Genomic DNA, 18,163 nt, shown 5'->3' with positions numbered 1-18,163 from the left:
TCTGTGGGTGCGGTGCCGATGTCCAGCCTGTACGTCGTACTGTCGGATGATGATCGTTGTCGAGGAAGCGAAGGGCATCGCGGAACGGCTCCTTCGCAAGCAGTTGCCGCGCCGTTGGGCGCATACGCAGGGGGTTGGTAATCGAGCCCTTGAACTGCGCGGCGTTCTGGGAGAGCAGACGCAGATCGTAGAGGTGGCTGCCTGGCTTCACGACATCGGATACTCGCCGATGCTGAGATCTACTGGGTTCCATCCGCTCGATGGCGCCCGCTATTTGCGGGACGTCCTTGCTGCCGACGACATGGTGTGCCGGTTGGTCGCGCATCACACCGGAGCGATCATTGAGGCCGACGAACGGCACATCCCAGAGCTTGGCGATGAATTTGCTCTGCCTGAGGGGGAATTGCTGGACGCTCTGACCTACTGCGATGTCACGACCGACCCTGATGGTTGTCGTGTCGGAGTCGAGGAGCGGTTGAGCGAGGTTCTGATGCGGTACGGCAGCAGCCACGTCGTGCATCGGTCAGTAATTCGCTCGGCGCCCGCGCTCAGAAGAGCTGCTCTGAACATTGAACGGCGGCTCGGGGACTAGTCGAAGTACAGGGTCCTTCCGGGAGCAAGGTAATGATCGATGCGGCGGCGCATGGAGCTGTGCATCTGGAGCCCCGTCAGCTGCTCACGGCCGACCCAGTGAACTTGAGTGCTCTCACTACTCGGCGTCAGCTGACCGCCGGTTGTACGGGCACGGAGGAGGATCGAGAACTCTTGGCGCGCCTCGCCGTTGCTCGTGTACAGGATGATGTGTTTCGGGTCGCTGTAGATGCCGAGGACGTCCACAATCTCGCAGTCGATGCCGGTCTCTTCCTTGGTCTCTCGTACACCGGCCTGCGCCATGGACTCGCCGAGATCGATCGCACCGCCGGGGATGGCCCAGTTGCCGTTGTCGGAGCGCTCGATCAGGAGAATCTCTCCAGCTTCGTTCTCGATGACGACATTGACCGATGGGACCATGCTGTTAGCTGCAGGAGCGTTCGGGTCGTCGTAGTAGTCGATTCGTCGGGACATCAATCCTCCATTGGCTTCGCGTCGATCCACACTCGTTCGAAACTCTCGAGGTAGTGGCTCGCCAGCTCACCGCCGGGGATCTTTCGGAGGTACCAAACCGGGGCTTGGGCGGCAGGCAAGCCGTAGATATGGGTGTTCACGAACAGCCGGTCATCGGCACGGTAGATGGAGTTGTAGAGGACTGTTCGGTGGCGCCGGAACTCGACGCCGGGGGAGGCCGACAGGTCGCCGTACAGCGCTATCGCGTTGCGGATCTTGGCGGCCAAAGCATCCCCAATGCCTTCCTCGCGGCTGCGGTTGGCCACCGTCGGATCGGAGGGATCACCCAGAAGGATCCGGATGCGAGCTCCCGCCTTGGCCTTCTTCCGGAGGATCCGCTGGATCCCTGCGTCTTCGGCCAGGAAGAGACCTGCGTAGACCAGGATGCCGATTTCCGAATCGCCGGCGTTGAGGAGGTCGCGCCAGTCGCCGCCGGGCACGTCAGAACGGCGCGGGTAGACCTTGACGATCTCGCTCTCGGAGACTGCGGCCGCCCTGTCGCGGGTTAGCGCGTTCGGCCAGAAGTACGACTCCTCCCGACCCAATCGCGCAGCCACGGCGTGCCGGTTGCGAGGGAACGGGAGCAAATCGGTGAGGACCCAGCGTTCGATGGTCTTCACATTGACGCCGAGCTCCTCTGCGAGTGCATGATGAGTGAGGCCTTGCTCAGCCATCGCTGCCCGCAGTCGTTCATTAGCCACGAGGTCTAACCTAAGACATTTCAGGACATTTTGGAGTCACCTGAGATGTCTCGGAGATGTCGGACCATGCCGTGACGCTGTCCGGTGTATCCAGGGCATCCTGCCTGCACGAGCCCAAGGAGGGGTCATGCGTGGCAGACGGATCTACGCGTTCGAGATCGCAACTCGACGGAGCGATGGCGAGTGGTCGGTGATCACATCAGGCGCTGGAGCATTCAGCCGGCCGCCGGTGGCGACGGTGCGGAGCCTTGCCGAGCGCTGGATCCACGAACGTACCGGTCAGCTTCCTGGTGGTCGACTCGTCGTGGTGGGACGGCGTCGTGGCGCGCCGCGGACCTTTGTGGCGAGCGTGCGGATCCGCGTCCTGGATCGGGTCAGCGGACACCCGCTTGCGTCGGCGTACATCGGAGTCGACCGGCGCGACGAGGTACAGGTGGACCGTTACGAGCGGGCGGTGGGAGGAAATCGTGGCTGAGGGGGACCGGCAGCCGAATCAACTCCTTCGCCAGGCTCGGGGCGCGATGTCGCAGGAGGAGCTGGCAGACAGGGTCCGGGCTGTTGTCTATCGCGCAACCGGTCACGAAGCGGCGATCACTTCGAAGTCAATCTCCGACTACGAACGAGGCTGGTACAGGTGGCCACACGGCGACGTACGAGCTGCGCTCTGTCAGATCTTTCAGGTGCAGACCGCGGAGGAGCTCGGTTTTCGGAAGCCGAAGAGAAGTAACAAGGCTTCGGTACCGGAAGCGGTGGATTTGGCCGCGCTCGGTGAGGGACGGGTCGCTTCGAGCGCGACTGAAAGTCTCACGGTGCCCGCTGGTCGGTCGTTCCTGGGTGCCGAGATATCGGCTCATTACTCGGAGGCCGACCGAGTTGGTTCGTCGGTCCTGCTAGTGGATCCGACGGATGAGTTGCTCACGGTGCTCAATCGGCCCGACCGGCGTTCGTTGGTCATCGCGGTGGACGGGGACCGTAGGCAGTACGTTGCCGACGGCCGGCGATTCCTTGACCGAGCCGGGCATCGTATGGGTCCGCAGGTGGTGCCGTTGGCAAACGTCATTGATGATCTGACTGTTGGCATCATCTGGGCGACGGCCAACGCTGATTCGGCGCTGCTGGCCGACGATCGCGAGTTGGTTCGGAGCCGGGAGTACGTCGAGCTTCAGGCAGGACGGCCGATGTCTCAGGGCGCACGCGACGAGGTGCCGACCCTCAATCCGGTGGCCAGTCAGTGGTTAGGGTCTCTCTTCTGTTCGCGCTATATCGTTCGGAATCTTGGTCAGCTCGAGGGCGCGCCGTTCTTCTGGACGCGCGAGCAACGAGGTGAGGAGGCGGCCGCTTGGCTGCTGTGGTCGCACAAGTTCGAGTATCTGCGGCGTACCTCACGGAGATTCGCGAACATGCGACGGGGCTTCTGCATCCCGGAGGACCAAGTTGTGGCATCGCCACGGTATGAACGGGTGATGTTGCTGCTCGCGATGTCGCTGATGGAAGCCTTCGGGATCCAGGTCGAGCTCAGTGCGGAACCTGAGCACGCCGAGGTCGAGGGCTTCGTTCTGGCCAACAAGGCGATCATGGCCAACTGGTTGGGCAGCCCCGGTCTCTGGTGCGTCGAAGCCAGCGTTCCTCAGGCGCGTCTGACCACCTATCGGAAGCTCGCCGCTGAGGTGCTCGCCGAATCGCTGACGGCGCAGAGGACTCCGGTGGAGCGGCTGGCGGCTCTGGCTGCCCACCTCGACGTACCGTGGGCGTGGTTCAGGAAGAGATGCACCGAACTGGCTGCAGCAGGCGTCGACGACATCGCACATCCTCGGGGTCGTCTGCTGTCCACCCGCGGCCTGAACACCGCGATTCGCTACGTTGCCTACATCGACGTCCTTGAAGGAGATGATTTTGCGCGCCGCTGAACTGACCATGGGCCGGACCTTCGCGGTCCACTTCGACCACGGTGACGACTTCTATACCGCGTTGGCCGAGTTTTGTGCCCGGTACGACGTACGCCAGGGCTTCATCCCGATGTTCATCGCGGGGATGCGCGAGGTGCAACTGGTCGGCACCTGCGACAAGCTCGAAGATCCGAACGCACCAGTCTGGAGTGCGGTCCACCTCGAAAATGTCGAGGCCGTCGGTGGTGGCACTCTGGCGTACGACGAGGAGACCGGCACGGTCCTTCCGCACATTCATGTCTCCGTCGGCCTCAAGGCGCACTCAGCAGCAGCTCACACCAGTCACTTGCTTGGAGCAAAGATCCAGTTCTTGACGGAGATGTACGTCGTAGAGGTGGCGGGTCCACAGTTCTCACGGCGACGCGATGCTGATTTGTATGACGTTCCGTTGCTGACGTTCTAGGGCGGCTTTCACTGCAGACCGGGCAAGTCCTTGATCTGCAGAGCTGGGTTCTGACTTGACGATCGCGCAGCGACCGTCAAGTCATGGGTCACTTGGCAGGGTGGAGGAAGACGTGGAGATCGCAGAGCCCTGATCCGAAAGCGGTTGCGACACCGGCCGAGCAGCGGCGTCTGTTCGAGGTGAATAATGCTGCTGCTCGGTTCTATCGCCGCGAGTTGCTCAGAGACAAGACTGGCTGGGGTCGCGACTTCCTAAGAAAAGGCGGCGCGGCTGAGCTACTGGAATCAGAATCGAAGTGGACTGTTGGCTATGCCCCAGCTTCGCGATCTCGGCTGGTGGATCACCTCAGGTCCCAAGGGTTCCAGTTGCAGACGATCAGGAACGCCGGTCTGGGAGTCGTCTTAGCAGATGACCGGCTGATCGACCGCTTCAGGCACCAATTGATGCTTCCGGCAAGGAATCATCGGCTGGGCATTGTCGGCTTCACCGGCGTTCGTGAGGGCGAGTCCGGGCCGTACTACTCGAAGTCGCCCGACACCCAGATCCACCGTCGGTCGGGCAGCCTCGTGGGGATCGCCGAACAACGGGACCTGCTATCCGACGGCGCCTCGCCCGTACTGGTAGACAACCCGTTGGATGCGTTCGCGATCGAGCGAATCAGCAGGCTGGCAGGTGGGCGATGGGCCGGAATCCCGTTGTGCGACGCGATGTTGTCGCTCGAGCAGGCCAGGATGCTCGGCGTGCATACGGTGACGGACACTGTCATTGTTCTGATCACGAACCCCGGCAAGACTCGTGAGACCGCGGCGGAGTACCTGAACGACCTGACAGCGACCTTCCGCCGTGTCCAGGCCGCAGAGCTGCCACGCGGACACACCGCGGCCAGCTTGTGGCAGGCCGCGGACGGCCACCAACGGCTGCACGACAACCTGCTCGTCACCCGCCCGCTTACTGACTACCTGCCATCCCGGCGGTCCCGCCGCCCACGCACCCAAGCCCTTCACCCAGATCCACCGGACCTCGGCGAACACCCCACCGTCGATCTGCCCTGAATGACGGCCGACAAGATTGGCGCAGCGCCCGGGCGGCCGATGCCATGGCGTGAACTCCTTGATTCCCGATCGGGGTTCTGACTTCAGGTTGTCCGCGCGACCTTCGAGATCGTCAGGTTGATTGCTCCTCGGAGGTTGTCGTGGGTGAGGTCGTTGATGCCGGATCCAGGGTGTCGCCCGAAGACCGGCTTCGGTTACATGCGGCGACTGTGGAGGCGAACAAATTCTTCCATCGAGAGTTGTCGCGCACCAAGGCCGGCTGGCCGGTGAACCTGCTGCGAGAGGGAGGATTCGGGAACGCTCTCTCTCCGGCTGCGACTTGGAGGCTCGCGTATGCGCCCGACAGCCGGTCGCGGCTGACCGACTACTTGCGCGAACTGGGCTTCGACCGCAGGACCTTGCTCCAGGCCGGGCACTCGAAGCGGACAAGCAGCGGTGCACTCGTCGATCGCTATCGCGGCTCCTTGATGTTCGTTTGCCGAAACTCGCACATGGCGTCGACCGGATTCGTTGCAGTGGGCAATAGCGGTGAGCTGCACCAGGCCACTCCAGCGACGCCGATACATCGACCTGCGGATGTGCTGGTAGGCATCCTGGAGCAGATCGATTTGCTCAGGCAAGGCGCCACCCCAGTCATCGTGGACCATCCGATCGACGCGATGGCCATCGGACAGCTCAGCTCGTCAACGACCAGGCGGTACGTCGGCGTTCCGACGGCGGGATCGCCCCTGTCGATCGTGCAGGCGCAAACGCTGGCGCGTTATGCCAGATGCGATCGCGTAATCGTCATGGCGCAGACGGAAACTGAAGGGCCTGGGCCCGGCAGAGGTTTGCAAACGAGCCTCTCACGCTTCTTCGGCCATGTGCTGACAGATCAGAGACCACCTGGCAATGTGATGTCCGGTTTGGCTCGCACCGCAGCTGACCGGGAGGATCTGCTGCGCATTCTGTCCGTGGCCACACCGTTACGCAGCCGTCGGAACATCGTCAACGACGAGGGGATCCACTGCATCTCCCCATCCGCGGTGGTGCCGGGCTTGAGTCTGTGAATGCGCGAGGCGACATGCAAGGAACCCGCGTACTCAGATGCGCCTGTGCCGCCAGGACCGGTGTCGCGCGGCATGGTCCAGCACTTGACGCATCGCGCGGGGGCATCGAGGTGGTTCCCAGCTACCGGAAGTCTCTGGATCGGGTTTGTGCGGTGAGGGGGAGTCGTTGGAGGTGTTCGGCGATGAGGTTGGTGACGTTGTTGGCGCGTTCGAGTCGGCCGCGGATGATGAGGGCGCCTGAGTCTCTGGCGGTTTTGCGGTGTCGGTTCCAGCAGCCGATGGAGATGATGACGTTGATCATGCCGGTTTCGTCTTCGAGGTTCATGAAGGTGATGCCGGAGGCAGTGGCGGGGCGTTGCCGGTGGGTGACGACGCCGGCGACACGGACCCGGGTGTTGGCTGGCGCTGTGCGGAGTTCTTTCGCGGACAGGATTCCGTCGGCGGTTAGTTGTTCGCGGAGGTGCTGGATGGGGTGTTTGCCGGTGGTGATGCCGGTGGCCCAGAGGTCGGCGATGGTGATTTCGTCGTCGCTCATGCCGGGCAGGGTCGGCGGTGGCCCGACTGAGGTGACGCCGGCGAACCGTTCGAGTCGTTCCTCGGCAGCGCGGCCGGCTTCCCACAGTGCCTGGCGGCGGCTGAGTCCGAAGCAGTCGAACACTCCGGCCGTAGCAAGGGCCTCGACTTGTGGCGCGGTGATCCCGGTACGCCGTACCAGGTCGGCCATGCTGGCGTAAGGCCCGTTCTGGTCGCGTTCCTCGACGATGGTGCGGGCGACGTCGTCGCCGATGGTCTTCACCTCGGCCAATCCGAGCCGCACCGCGAAGGCGCCGTCGCGCCGATGCTCCGCGCAGGTATCGGGTGCGTCGGGGTCGAATGGGCCGATCGGTGGTTGCGGGTCGGCCAGGCAGGCGGCCATCCCGGTCACGACGGGTGGTTGTCCGTCGCCCAGGTTCTCGAGTTCGGCATCCGCGCCGGACCTGTGCAGGTCCGGGCGGCGGACTTCGACGCCGTGGCGTCTGGCGTCGGCGACCAGCGACTGTGGCGAGTAGAAGCCCATGGGTTGGGCGCGGAGGAGGGCGGCGAGGAAGGCGGCGGGGTAGTGGAGCCGGAACCAGGTGGAGGCGTAGACGAGCAGTGCGAAGCTGATGGAGTGGGATTCGGCGAACCCAAAGTTCGCGAAGGCTTCGATGCGGGCGTAGATGGCGTCGGCGGTGTCGCCGGTGATGCCGTTGGTGGCCATGCCGGCGTACAGCTTGGTTTTGAGGCTGGAGATTCTTTCGATGCCGCGTTTGGAGCCCATGGCGCGGCGGAGTAGGTCGGCTTCGTCGCCGCCGATCCCGCCGATCGCCATCGCCATTTGCATCAGCTGTTCCTGGAATAGCGGCACCCCTTTGGTGCGCTCCAGCACCGGAATCAGGAGCGGGTGCGGGTAGGTGATCGGTTCCTGGCCGGTCATCCGCCGTACGAACGGGTGCACGGCGCCGCCTTGGATGGGCCCGGGGCGGATGAGGGCGATTTCGCAGGCGAGGTCGTAGAAGCGGCGGGGTCGGAGCCGGGGGAGGGTGGCCATTTGGGCGCGGGATTCGACCTGGAACACCCCGACCGAGTCAGCCCGGCAGAGCTGGTCGTAGACGCCTTGTTCTTCTTTGGGGATGGTGTGGAGTTCCCAGGCTTCGCCGAGCCGGTCCTCGACGAGGTCGATGGTGTATTGGAGGGCGGCGAGCATGCCGAGGCCGAGCATGTCGAACTTGACCAGGCCCATGTAGGCGCAGTCGTCTTTGTCCCATTGCAGGACGGTGCGTTTGTCCATGCGGGCGTGCTCGATCGGCACCACCTCACCGACCGGCCGCTCGGTCAGCACCATGCCGCCGGAGTGGATCCCCAGATGCCGCGGCGCCTTCAGGAGTTCGGTGGCGAGGGTGATGACCATGGGTGGGATGTCGTGGTCGGTGGAGGTGACTTCGGCGGACCAGCCGTCGACTTGTTTGGACCAGGCGTCTTGCTGTCCGGTGGAGTAGCCGAGGGCTTTGGCCATGTCCCGGACGGCCATTTTGGGGCGGTAGGTGATGACGTTGGCGACCTGGGCGGCGTTGCGGCGGCCGTATTTGTCGTAGACGTACTGGATGACTTCTTCGCGCCGGTCGGAGTCGAAGTCGACGTCGATGTCGGGTTCCTCGGTGCGGGTCGCGGCCAGGAACCGTTCGAACGGCAACCCGTACAGGATGGAGTCGACGGCGGTGATGCCGAGGCAGAACACGACCGCGGAGTTCGCGGCCGACCCGCGGCCTTGGCACAGGATCCGGTGGTCGCGGGCGTAGCGGACCATGTCCCACACGATCAAGAAATACCCGGGGAAGTCGCGTTCCTCGATGACCGCGAGCTCCTTCTCCAACCGGGCGTAGGCGTCCGGTCGCTGCTCCCTCGTCCCATACCGCTCCAGCGCGCCGTCGAACACGAGCTGCCGCAGCCACGACATCTGCGTGTGGCCGGCCGGTACGTCGATCTTCGGCAGCTTCGGTTTCGCAGCGCGCAGGTTGAACGCCAACTGGTCTGCCAGCTCGACCGAGCGGGCGACTGCGCCGGGGAAGTTGCGGAAGCGGGTGGCCATCTCGGCGCCGGAGTGCAGGAACGCGGTCGCGGCGGCGGGTAGCCAGCCGTCCATGTCGTCCAGGCTCCGTCTCGCTCGGACCGCGGCGATCGCCGAGGCGAGTTTGAAGTCGCGGGTGGCCGCGTAGTGCACGTTGCCAGTAGCAACCGTCGCCAATCCGGCGTGATTCGCGAGGGCGGCGAGGATCCGGTTCTCGGTCGACGACAGCGGCAGGCCGTGGTCGATCAGCTCCACCACGACCCGGTCCCGCCCGAACAACGCCACCAGCCGATCCAGCTCCCGCGCCGCCATCTCCGGCCCTTCCGCGCGCCCGCCGGCAGTCAGGGCTTGGCGGACGAGGCCCTTGCGGCAGCCGGTCAGCATCAGCCAATGGTCCCGGCCGTGGGCGGCGAGGTCTTCCAGGTCGTACACCGGGCGGCCCTTCTCCTCACCCGCGAGATGGGCCTCGGTGATCGCCCCGGACAGCCGGTGATACCCCTCCTGCCGCTCCGCCAACACCAGCAGGTGAGAACCTTCGGGGTCGGCGACCCCGTTCTGCGGCGCAGGCAGGTCCAGTGACAGTTCGGCGCCGAACACGGTGGTGACGTCGTAGGTGGCGGCGGTCTCGGCGAACCGGGCCGCGCCGTAAAGGCCGTCGTGGTCGGTGAGCGCGATCGCGTGCAGGCCGAGGCGTACGGATTGCTCGATGAGGTGTTCGGGGGAGGAGGCGCCGTCGAGGAAGCTGAAGTTCGAGTGCGCGTGCAACTCCGCATACGGCGTCACCGGACCGGCAGGACGATGTGGCTTGTCATCGACCGGCGGCACGTACGGGCCGCGGTGCTGCGACCACGCCGGGGAGTCACCTCCGTCCGCGGTGACCGGACGGCTCCCGTTCGACGCCGGCCGGGACCGGTCTGACAGCTTGCGCTCCAGCTCCGACCAGCGGATCGGCGGATTCTGGTAACCCACCGCGCCACCTCCAACGCACCCCGTGCACCACCCGTAGGCGGCGCGATCCGTCGACCCCACCGCCAGTAGAACATGCTTTCGAATGTGTGGCATTCTGGGGTCATGGTCGTGGGGTCATGGTCGGACGATTCAACCCCCGGCTGCCCGACGGCGGCGGCGACCACGACTGGCTGATCTGGGACAACGCATCCAACGGCCAGCGCGGCTCCGGCCTGACCAAAGACCAGGCAGCACAGGAGGCCGCCGACCTAGAGCTGCAGTACGACGCCCACGGCTACCGCGACAAGACAACCGTCTGCACCGTCGACCCACCCGTCCCGGTCGAAGTCTTCCAACCCGCCGGCCACCTCGACGCCTGGGTCCGCGAAAACGGCGAATGGATCGGCCGAGTCCGCCGCCACGACGGCGAATACACCTGGATCCCGCACACCGACCTCAGGCCAGCCGAGAACAAGTAATGGCCGAGAAGCGCGAGCGGTGATCCGGCCTGAATGGCACCCAGGAAACGGACAGCAGTTCTATGAATTAGACCTCCTGGAACGCATCTGCGCCGCCCAACGCATGGCCGAACCAAACTCAGCGGTCAAATTGCAGCAGACCAAGGCGCAATGCGTCTCTCACGTACTTCGCAGCAGCGAACGCCGACGAATATCGCCACTGGTTGCTCCGATCAGGTCCTCCGAAGTCCGCGACGCCCCGAACAATGGCCCAGGGGCGATGGTGATGGTGGCACGCGGCTGCAGAGAATGAATCGCCTGGCGACGCACCCAGGACTCGGCTGAGGTCTCCGCTTGGCAACGAGCCGCCCATCAACCACCCTGCTATCTCCCAGAAGCGCGCCCATCTTGACGGTCGGCTCCCATTCGTCCAGGACCTGAGCCTCACCACCCGTCCGGTCAGCGACCCCCCAGCGCCATAGCACCTGGCGAACCTGACTAGGCCAGTCCGGTACCACCTGCTGAAGGGTAAGGGCACCCCGGATATGGGCCACGGCCGGCTCCCACGCTTTTACGACACTCCTACCGTCCACGTCTGCCATATCCGTGTAGACAGCGTCGGCCACCAACACATCACCGAGTTGGACCAGGTCTTGCCTGCCAGCTGCGATTCCGACCATGACGACGCCCCGGGAGCGAACCTGTGCCAAGACGTCATCCAACCCACCCCCAAGGGGGTCTCGAGAGCAAATCGCATAGGTAAAATCATCAGTTCGGCAAGGCCATACTCGCGCACTAGCCGGCCCGCTCAGGTCGACCGGACGAACGTCATTACTACCCCCAAAGACCGCCAGACATGCTTGGAACTCCACGGCGAGATCCACCGCTAGGAGATAGTCGACCTCCAATTCAGCGGTCAACTCTTGGGCGCGGTCGGCTGTCGCGGACGCCCAGCCCGGTGCCCTGCTCCTCTCCGGAGCTTCCCTCCCCGTACTCGGCAGCGCTGGTGGATCGTCGGCGATCACTAGCCAGGCTAGGCCAATCTCCTCAATAGCCGCACGGAGATCAACCCGCTCACCCCTCGACTGCATGGAGACGAGCGCATGCACAAGTGCGTCGAGGTTCTGCCGCCTTGGCAACCGCGCGCCGCTCAACGCAGTCTGAACTCCGTCGTGGCTCAGACAGCCACCACCGTGCTGCTCCCGAATCCTCTGCATCTGGCGGCTAATGTCGCGCACAGACGGCCTACCCGCTAGGTCATAGAAGCGGCGAACCAGCAGCACCAAGTCCCGGCGCGGACCGATGGGTAAGCGTTCCTCACTGAGTAGACGCACACCAACCGCCACTGAGGCTCCCGGGAAGCTCGTCACGTCCCACCTCTGCGCAGTATCGCAGCTCTCCGGAGATTCCTGTCGTCCGCCGCATCGGGCACGCGCTGCTAGTCCGGCTTTGTCAGGTTGCTACCGCATTGTGTCCGGTCCGGCCTCCGCCGCTCAGAAAGAGGGACAGGGTGGTTGCACCAGTCCAATCAACGGTCAGGGAGAGCCAGATGTCCGGCGTCAACATCAGAGTGGCGGTCTCAGGGAAGTGGAAGCTCGACGGCAAGGCAGTTAAGCGCTTGATGCGGTGCCTCGTCTCGGCTGCTATCGGCGCGGGCAGTCTGTGGGTAGCCACCCATTGGCACGAGCTCGCCACCGACACCACGCCTCCTTCTGACGGGCCGGCATATCAGGTTCACCGACCGGGCAAGGGCCTGGTGTTCGCCCGGCAGCGCCATCAGTGTCCAGATCTGGTCGGCGTCGTAAAACTCTGGCGGTAACCAATCTGACGCCAGCTGCTACCGGCGAGGCCGGGGTACCCGGCCATCCGGGGCGGGCGCCCGCGGTGGAGGGAATCCTTGACGCGGCCGTTGGCGACATAGCTGATCTGTTGGCACTATCGTTCGCAGATCGACCAAGGGGGGTCTATGACACATCCGAGTTCAGGGCCGGATCGAAGAAGCGTTGCCTACTGGGCCGGCTGGGCAGCGCTCGCAGGAGTTCTGATTGCCATTGTCGCGATATTTGTCGCGCATAACGACGCGAAGCCAGCCTCGAAGGCTGCGCCGAATCCCACCCAGGTGGTGACGGGCACTCCGCCGGATCCGATCGCAACAAATACCTCGACTACCTCCGAGACGTCGACTTCAGCCCCGGTGCCGCCACCGGTATCAACCCCAGCGCCGGGATGGTCAAGTGCCGAGCTCCTGCGCCTAGGTGATGGCCAGTACGATATCGATACCGCCAAGATGAGCGGCAAGCGATATCCCGAATCAGTCATGTTTAGCCAGTGGAGTATGTACGACGGCGGGGAAGCCGAGTACAACCTCGGCCGGCAGTGCACTCATTTTCGGACGATGATCGGCTTCGACGATGGCGCGAGTAAGGGGGCGACCGCAGATCTGAAGGTCGTAGCTGACGGCCGGAAGATCTGGACCCGCAGCATGAAGTTCGGAGACTGCCCAGTGGCGGTGGATCTCAAGGTCGCGGGAGTCCTAAGGCTGGCAGTTGGCGGCACCTACGACACCGATGGGATAGGCGGACTTGGCCCTGTCGCTGGAACACCGGAGGTCATCTGCGACCCGCCACCGACAACACCGGCTCAGTAACTGGCATTACCGGATGTTGGAGTGACGGGAGTAGCCGGGGGGAAGGTTGGACAACCGCGAGCCCAGGGACCAGTAGTCGGCCGGCGTGCGATGGAATGATGTCGGTTCAGCGAGGTGGGAGGACGCGATGGCCAACCCAGGGGCGCTCATGCTGGCCGATCTCCGGGAGAAGTACGAGGCCGAACCCTCTTCGCGAACCTTTGATCGTCTCTACGACGATTCGGAGTGGGGTCAGATGTTCGCCGTCCTTCACAAGCGACTCAACGAGCACTTCTCTGCCATCAACGGCAGAGCTGAGACGACTCACCACTACTGGGCCGATGACAGCAGGGAGCTCCTCTCGCTCATCAAGGATCTCGACGCAGACCTCCGCACGCTGAGGCGAGCAGGCGTGGAGGTTCAATTGGTCGACTCCTACCAGGACGCTGTGAAGCGCTGTCGGCCGTGGCTGTCGCCAAGCGGTGGAAGTACCGTGCCGGAGGACTTCGAGCCGATCGAAATCATCACCTACGAGCCGGTACTCACTCTCGCCACGGACGTGAAGCTGAAGAAACATCAGGTACCCATGGAGCTGAAGATGGTGGGCAGCGGCTCCTTTGCCCACGTGTACTCCTACGTCGATCCCGACTACGGCATCAAGTTCGCCGTGAAACGAGCGAAGAAGAACCTCGGCGACCGAGACCTCGCACGCTTCAGGCAGGAGTTCGAGGTTCTGAAGAGCTTGAGCTTTCCCTACGTAGTGGAGGTCTACCGCTACGACGACACGCTCAACGAGTACCGCATGGAGTATTGCGACAGCACGCTGCGGGATTACATCCGCAAGAAGAACGCCTCCATCTCCTTCGCCGCGCGGAAGCGCATCTCGCTCCAGTTCCTCTATGGCATCAACTACCTTCACCACCAGAAGTTGCTCCACCGAGACATCAGCCTGCAGAACATCCTGCTGAAGGTCTTCGGTTCCGGGGCGGTGCTGGTCAAGCTGTCGGACTTCGGCCTGGTGAAGGACCAGACGAGCGAGTTCACCCGGACCCAGACCGAGATGAAGGGCACGATTCGGGACCCCTTGCTCGGCAGCTTCAAGGACTATGCGGTTGTTAACGAGATGTACTCGATCGGCCACATCCTGGCCTACATCTTCACGGGCAGGGAATCTCTTCCACCAGCCACCGGTGAGGTGGAGCGCATCATCCATAAGTGCGCGGTGAATGACGTGAACCAGCGCTACCAGGCAGTTACTGAACTCATCGCAGAAGTGGAGACGCTGGAGGCTCCGTCCATCCAGGCGATCGCATGAGGCCTCTAGTGGCGGGAGTATGCCGTGTTCGGCCCTCCAGCCCGGAACAGCGTGACGCCAACGGTTACAACTCCCGCCGAATATCTGGCGAAGCGACATGTAGAGAAGCGACGAGTCACGGCCCGTTTCGCGGCTTGCGCTTCTGAGAAGGGCTCCCTGCCGGCTGCGACCGCTCGCCCACGTTGCGCCCTAGCCGTGCTTGGAGACCTGAGGGGTGGGACCTACTGGCGGGCACAGATCGGCATCTCTACGTCCTCGGCCAGGTTCGATCAGAAGGTGCTCTGCCGCCGGTGATCTCGAGGCTCTTCGTCATGATGCGTCGTTGTGGCCGTACTGTCGTCGTCCTGCTTTGGCGGCCGCCACGTCAGTGCTCGAAGGCTCGCATCTCGTTTGTCGGATGCTCAGCTCCGGTGCCGTACTGCGTGGGGCAAGTGTCAGGCCTCGACGGTGAACGCGTGCGTGTAGTCGATGCCGCCGAGGTGTTCGTAGACGTGCGTGGTGGCGAGCCTGTTCCAGTGGTGTCCGAGGAGTACCGCCAGGCCGAGGGGGCCGATCAGGAACAGGTGCAGGTCGCCGTTTCGTGAGTGGCGGCGAGCGAGGTCGCGAATGGCGATGGCGAGGCTGTTTGCGGCGGCGGCGTTGGGGACGGCCTTTGGCCCGACGCCTGCCGTGGGCGTGACGGTAAGGATCTTCGAGACTGGGAGGGCGGACTCTCGGATCCATTCGATGGTGTCGGCTGCCGCATTGGCGGCGACGTTGACGATGATCGCTGTGCCGGATCCGGCGGTGGTGTCTTCTTGGGTGTGGGTGATGACGTTGCTCGTGATCGGTTCCTCGCCGGTCCAGAGTTGGTCGCCTTGGCGGACGCCGACTTCGTATCCCATGACGCGGCGTAGTTCGGTGCCGACGAGGAATCCGGTGGCTTGACGCATGTGGCCGGTTACGAGGATGCGCTTGTTCGTGCCGAGTTGGCCGGGGGTAGCCCGAATGTCGGTGGCGAGGTCATTCCATGTCGCAGGCGGCGCAGGCTCGACCCGTGTCCAGTCCGTGGCGCCGCTCATGCGGTCGACCCAGTCGATGCTCACAGCTGCCTGCTCTGCGAGGTAGTCGTGGGTGATAGTGGCGACGGAAATCGTCGTCCATGGCGATCCGGCTTGGAGGTCGAGGGTGGTGATGGCGTTCTTGATGTCGTCGAGCGTAAGTCGACGGTGGCCCGCGATGACCTGCTTGGACACCCAGTTAGCGCCGAGCGCGACGGCGGTCGGGTCCGAACGGAGGCCGTTGGCGGTCATGAGGAGGCTGAGGTCTCTGCGGAGCCGGTCGAGGTCGTAGGCGATGTCGAAGTGGAGGTGAGCGAGCAGGTCGAGGAGATGGTCCTCATCGGTCTGGGCTTCTGCGGCCCAGGCTGCTCGTGCTTTGCCTCGGTCGGTTTTGGGTCCGCCTTGTGCTGCTCTGGGTAGGAGTCGTCCGTCGCGTCCGTCGCGGTCGGTGAGGAGGATGTCGTTGGGGTCGGCGTTGCGGTTGGTGATGAGCCGCAGCTGTGCGGGTGTCCCGTCGGCGGTCAGCCCGGCGTAGGTCTCGTGCATCTTGCGGAGGATGCCGCTGGTCGTGAGGTAGTCGAGGTTGACTGCTGTGCGGTTGTCGACGGCGTACTTGACCTGGGTGTAGGTGTTCGGGGGTTGCCTGCGGTGGAGGACGACGTCGTCGCCGTTGCCGACGCCGGGTTCTTCGACGCCGACGGCCACGATGGGGTTGGCGGTGTTGCCGCTGAGGTTCTCGTGGAGGGCTTCCAGGCAGGATCGCCAGGCGTGTAGCCACTGGTAGTCGTCACCGGCGATGCGGACGCCGCTCGCGCTCGGCATCTGGTTGCTGGTCATTCTGACTCCTCTGGGGCCCTTGGGTCGCCTTGTGTGGTGCCGGGGGTTGGGGGTTCTTCGGGTAGATCGCCTGTGAGGTGGAGGTCGCAGGAGCGGGGTGTCACGGTGACGATTCGGCGGGCGTCGAGAACACGTCCGTCTGGGGTGTTCCGGACGACGATGAGTGTGGGGTTTGGTGTAAGGGGGTGCTTGATCGAGTACACGGCGAGAGTTGCGAGGTCAGTTGGGCTGGGCCCGATGTCGGCGGGGTGGCTGTGCCAGTCGCCGAGGTACCCAAGTCGTGAGTCTGTTCGTCGGGCGGCGTACACGCTGGGCTGGGTGGCACCGGACGGGATTTTGTAGTGATGATGGCCTCGGTCGTTGGTGGCGATCTCGATGGCGCGAGTGACCCAGGGGTGGCCGCCGTTGGTGTGGACTCCGATGAGGATGCCGCCTGTCTCGTTGGGGTCTGCTTTGACGGCTGCGGCGATCATCGAGGCTTGGGCGGATTCTGAGAGCAGAAGGATCGCGGTGGCGGCCTTGCGGTTCATTCGCTCCGGCCCGGGTTGTGGTCGTGGGTCCCGGTCGAGTCGAACGGGGCGGCCATGGGCTGGAAGACCAGGATGCGTTCGTCGGCACGGTTGCGGCGGCCGGTGAGGAAGTCGACGGCGGCGTGTGCGATGTCGGCGGCGGTCGCGAGGACGGCGGTCGGTGGGGCGTTGTTGACCGGTGCGGTGCAGCCAAGTTCGAGGAATCCGGCGTCTGGTTCGCGCGGGTCTTCTGGTGGCAGGCTGTTGTAGGTCGGGTCGCTGGGGCGTGCTGCGATGAGCGTGTCGCCGTCGGCTTGGCGTTGCACGCGCGCAATCGCTCCCTGGTGGAAGAGCGCTCCGCTGATGAGTGGGGTGTTGGCGCGTCGGCAGATTTCGGCGAGGGCGGCGGTGAACGGGAGCGTTCCAGTGCAGTCGACGATCAGGTCGAAGCCTTCGATGCTTGAGGCGAGCCCCGAGGGGTTGAAGGGCAGGTTGTCGGACTTGGGCTCGACGGTAGTCCAGGGGGCGTGCTCCTTGATTGTGACGGCCATGGCAATAGCCTTGTTGTAGCCGACGCCGAACTGGTCGCTGGCGTGGCGGACGAGGTTGGCGGTCTTGAGGTAGTCGCGGTCGTGGAGGCGGATGAGGCCGACTCCGCTGGTGGCGAGGCTGAGGGCGACGTAACCTCCGACAGATCCGGCTCCGGCGATGAGGATTCGCTTGTCGGTGAGGGCGGTGGCGTCTGGTCCTGCACGTCGTTGTCGGGCGGCGGTGTCGTTGGGGGTGGCGGCGATGGCTGATGCTTCGAGCGTGTCTCCGGCGCCTTTGAAGACGATCACGACCGCGTCGTGGTCGCGGTGGTGGCGGGGCCAGGCGAGGACGGCGAAGTCGTAGCCGCCGCTGGCCTCGGGGAGGGCTGTGTCTGTCCTGGCGGCCAGGCCCTGGTCGAGGTCTTGGGTCTGCTTGTTGGTGAGGGCGGCGCTGAAGTCGGCGAGGTCACGGGGCGGAGTGACGATGTGTCGTCGAAGGTAGAACGCTCCCCGGAGCGGAGCCGGCTCGTCGGGGTCTGGGCCGGTTGCAGGAGCGCGCTCGATCATCAAGGTTCGGTCGCCTCGGGTGGTGGCGACGAGAGGTGCGCGGTAGCCGTTGCTGCCTGCTCGGATGAGGTCGCCGAAGGGCAGTTCGGCCTGGTACCAGGTGGTCTTGTTGAAGAGGACGTAGGCGTCGAGGGCGCGGTCTTCGAGGCGGAAGCCGCGCTGAACTGTGTGGGCCCATTCGTCGACGCGCTGCCAGAACGTCTGGAGGTCGCGGCCCGCGATCTGGGCAGGGTCGTCGTCAGCCCACAGACAGATCGTGCCTTGAGCAGCGTGCTCGGTCTTCAGCCCGGGGACTGTTACGTGGGCATAGCGGAGCGGCCAGCCCTCATAGAACTGGAGCTGCATGCGGGTTGCGTCGGTGAGGGGCCGCAGACTTTCGCGGAGCGGGCCGGTCCACTTGGCCTGAGCGGTGTCACGCACCGGGGAGAACTCTGCGTTGACGAGGCCGGAGCAGAACCGTTCGAACGCGGCGTCGTCGTAGGTCTCCACGG

General features: G+C 64.3%; 16 protein-coding genes. 10 read left to right on the top strand and 6 right to left on the bottom strand.

What is annotated here, in order from left to right; all coding sequences use genetic code 11:
- The first annotated feature begins 49 nt into the window (after positions 1-49).
- Positions 50-592, top strand: coding sequence for an HD domain-containing protein (locus tag ABZ004_RS29740; protein WP_355684383.1), 543 nt, complete (start codon positions 50-52; stop codon positions 590-592).
- Here the strand turns inward: ABZ004_RS29740 and ABZ004_RS29735 are convergent.
- Positions 589-1,065, bottom strand: a complete 477-nt coding sequence (locus tag ABZ004_RS29735; protein WP_355684382.1) for an NUDIX domain-containing protein — start codon at positions 1,063-1,065, stop codon at positions 589-591. The two genes, ABZ004_RS29740 and ABZ004_RS29735, sit on opposite strands and share 4 nt — an antisense overlap.
- The gene (locus ABZ004_RS29730; RefSeq protein ID WP_355684381.1) at positions 1,065-1,805 is read right to left on the bottom strand and encodes a helix-turn-helix transcriptional regulator; all 741 of its coding nucleotides are present in this window, start codon (positions 1,803-1,805) and stop codon (positions 1,065-1,067) included. Before ABZ004_RS29730 ends, ABZ004_RS29735 begins: the two co-directional genes overlap by 1 nt.
- Before the next feature lie 127 nt (positions 1,806-1,932).
- Here ABZ004_RS29730 and ABZ004_RS29725 point away from each other — a divergent pair, with 127 nt between their 5' ends.
- The 5 genes from ABZ004_RS29725 to ABZ004_RS29705 all read left to right on the top strand — a co-directional run bounded on the left by ABZ004_RS29725 (position 1,933) and on the right by ABZ004_RS29705 (position 6,255).
- Entirely contained in the window at positions 1,933-2,280 is a 348-nt protein-coding gene (locus ABZ004_RS29725; protein WP_355684380.1) for a hypothetical protein, read from the top strand.
- On the top strand, positions 2,273-3,712 hold the full coding sequence (locus ABZ004_RS29720; protein WP_355684379.1) for a helix-turn-helix transcriptional regulator: 1,440 nt from the start codon (positions 2,273-2,275) through the stop codon (positions 3,710-3,712). Before ABZ004_RS29725 ends, ABZ004_RS29720 begins: the two co-directional genes overlap by 8 nt.
- A complete protein-coding gene (locus ABZ004_RS29715; RefSeq protein ID WP_355684378.1) occupies positions 3,699-4,154 on the top strand; it encodes a DUF296 domain-containing protein in 456 nt (151 codons plus the stop codon). Before ABZ004_RS29720 ends, ABZ004_RS29715 begins: the two co-directional genes overlap by 14 nt.
- A gap of 83 nt (positions 4,155-4,237) precedes the next feature.
- The gene (locus ABZ004_RS29710; protein WP_355684377.1) at positions 4,238-5,206 is read left to right on the top strand and encodes a hypothetical protein; all 969 of its coding nucleotides are present in this window, start codon (positions 4,238-4,240) and stop codon (positions 5,204-5,206) included.
- 140 nt (positions 5,207-5,346) lie between these two features.
- Positions 5,347-6,255, top strand: a complete 909-nt coding sequence (locus ABZ004_RS29705) for a hypothetical protein (protein ID WP_355684376.1) — start codon at positions 5,347-5,349, stop codon at positions 6,253-6,255.
- A gap of 121 nt (positions 6,256-6,376) precedes the next feature.
- Here ABZ004_RS29705 and ABZ004_RS29700 read toward each other — a convergent pair whose 3' ends face one another.
- Positions 6,377-9,811: an error-prone DNA polymerase gene (locus tag ABZ004_RS29700; RefSeq protein WP_355684375.1), complete on the bottom strand. Its 3,435-nt coding sequence runs from the start codon at positions 9,809-9,811 to the stop codon at positions 6,377-6,379.
- A 116-nt stretch (positions 9,812-9,927) separates the two neighbouring features.
- On the opposite strand from ABZ004_RS29700, the gene ABZ004_RS29695 reads away from it, so the two are divergent.
- The 4 genes from ABZ004_RS29695 (at position 9,928) to ABZ004_RS29680 (ending at position 14,189) form a co-directional block, all read left to right on the top strand.
- The gene (locus tag ABZ004_RS29695; RefSeq protein WP_355684374.1) at positions 9,928-10,269 is read left to right on the top strand and encodes a hypothetical protein; all 342 of its coding nucleotides are present in this window, start codon (positions 9,928-9,930) and stop codon (positions 10,267-10,269) included.
- A gap of 1,528 nt (positions 10,270-11,797) precedes the next feature.
- Entirely contained in the window at positions 11,798-12,067 is a 270-nt protein-coding gene (locus ABZ004_RS29690) for a hypothetical protein (RefSeq protein ID WP_355684373.1), read from the top strand.
- A gap of 147 nt (positions 12,068-12,214) precedes the next feature.
- Entirely contained in the window at positions 12,215-12,895 is a 681-nt protein-coding gene (locus ABZ004_RS29685; RefSeq protein WP_355684372.1) for an NPCBM/NEW2 domain-containing protein, read from the top strand.
- A 127-nt stretch (positions 12,896-13,022) separates the two neighbouring features.
- Positions 13,023-14,189 (top strand): protein kinase family protein, encoded by a 1,167-nt coding sequence (locus tag ABZ004_RS29680; RefSeq protein WP_355684371.1) that lies wholly within the window; start codon positions 13,023-13,025, stop codon positions 14,187-14,189.
- A gap of 434 nt (positions 14,190-14,623) precedes the next feature.
- Here ABZ004_RS29680 and ABZ004_RS29675 read toward each other — a convergent pair whose 3' ends face one another.
- Genes ABZ004_RS29675 through ABZ004_RS29665 form a run of 3 tightly spaced genes read right to left on the bottom strand, consistent with a single transcriptional unit; the run spans position 14,624 to position 18,161 of the window.
- Entirely contained in the window at positions 14,624-16,066 is a 1,443-nt protein-coding gene (locus ABZ004_RS29675; RefSeq protein WP_355684370.1) for an SAVED domain-containing protein, read from the bottom strand.
- The gene (locus ABZ004_RS29670; protein ID WP_355684369.1) at positions 16,063-16,596 is read right to left on the bottom strand and encodes a Mov34/MPN/PAD-1 family protein; all 534 of its coding nucleotides are present in this window, start codon (positions 16,594-16,596) and stop codon (positions 16,063-16,065) included. Before ABZ004_RS29670 ends, ABZ004_RS29675 begins: the two co-directional genes overlap by 4 nt.
- Positions 16,593-18,161 carry a ThiF family adenylyltransferase gene (locus ABZ004_RS29665; protein WP_355684368.1) on the bottom strand — a complete coding sequence of 523 codons (1,569 nt, stop codon included), beginning with the start codon at positions 18,159-18,161 and terminating at the stop codon, positions 16,593-16,595. Before ABZ004_RS29665 ends, ABZ004_RS29670 begins: the two co-directional genes overlap by 4 nt.
- Positions 18,162-18,163: the final 2 nt, after the last annotated feature.

The organism is Kribbella sp. NPDC006257, from assembly GCF_040613535.1.
Classification (GTDB): Bacteria; Actinomycetota; Actinomycetes; order Propionibacteriales; family Kribbellaceae; genus Kribbella.
The sequence above is the reverse complement of the archived record's forward strand: the minus strand, read 5'-3'. Positions and strand labels throughout refer to the sequence as shown.

Excerpts from the sequence above, each read along its gene's own strand:
- ABZ004_RS29710 (WP_355684377.1), top strand. The coding sequence starts at position 4,238 with ATGGGTCACTTGGCAGGGTGGAGGAAGACGTGGAGATCGCAGAGCCCT.
- ABZ004_RS29695 (WP_355684374.1), top strand. The coding sequence starts at position 9,928 with ATGGTCGGACGATTCAACCCCCGGCTGCCCGACGGCGGCGGCGACCAC.
- ABZ004_RS29685 (WP_355684372.1), top strand. The coding sequence starts at position 12,215 with ATGACACATCCGAGTTCAGGGCCGGATCGAAGAAGCGTTGCCTACTGG.
- ABZ004_RS29740 (WP_355684383.1), top strand. The coding sequence starts at position 50 with ATGATCGTTGTCGAGGAAGCGAAGGGCATCGCGGAACGGCTCCTTCGC.
- ABZ004_RS29675 (WP_355684370.1), bottom strand. The coding sequence starts at position 16,066 with ATGACCAGCAACCAGATGCCGAGCGCGAGCGGCGTCCGCATCGCCGGT.
- ABZ004_RS29735 (WP_355684382.1), bottom strand. The coding sequence starts at position 1,065 with ATGTCCCGACGAATCGACTACTACGACGACCCGAACGCTCCTGCAGCT.
- ABZ004_RS29725 (WP_355684380.1), top strand. The coding sequence starts at position 1,933 with ATGCGTGGCAGACGGATCTACGCGTTCGAGATCGCAACTCGACGGAGC.
- ABZ004_RS29680 (WP_355684371.1), top strand. The coding sequence starts at position 13,023 with ATGGCCAACCCAGGGGCGCTCATGCTGGCCGATCTCCGGGAGAAGTAC.
- ABZ004_RS29690 (WP_355684373.1), top strand. The coding sequence starts at position 11,798 with ATGTCCGGCGTCAACATCAGAGTGGCGGTCTCAGGGAAGTGGAAGCTC.
- ABZ004_RS29670 (WP_355684369.1), bottom strand. The coding sequence starts at position 16,596 with ATGAACCGCAAGGCCGCCACCGCGATCCTTCTGCTCTCAGAATCCGCC.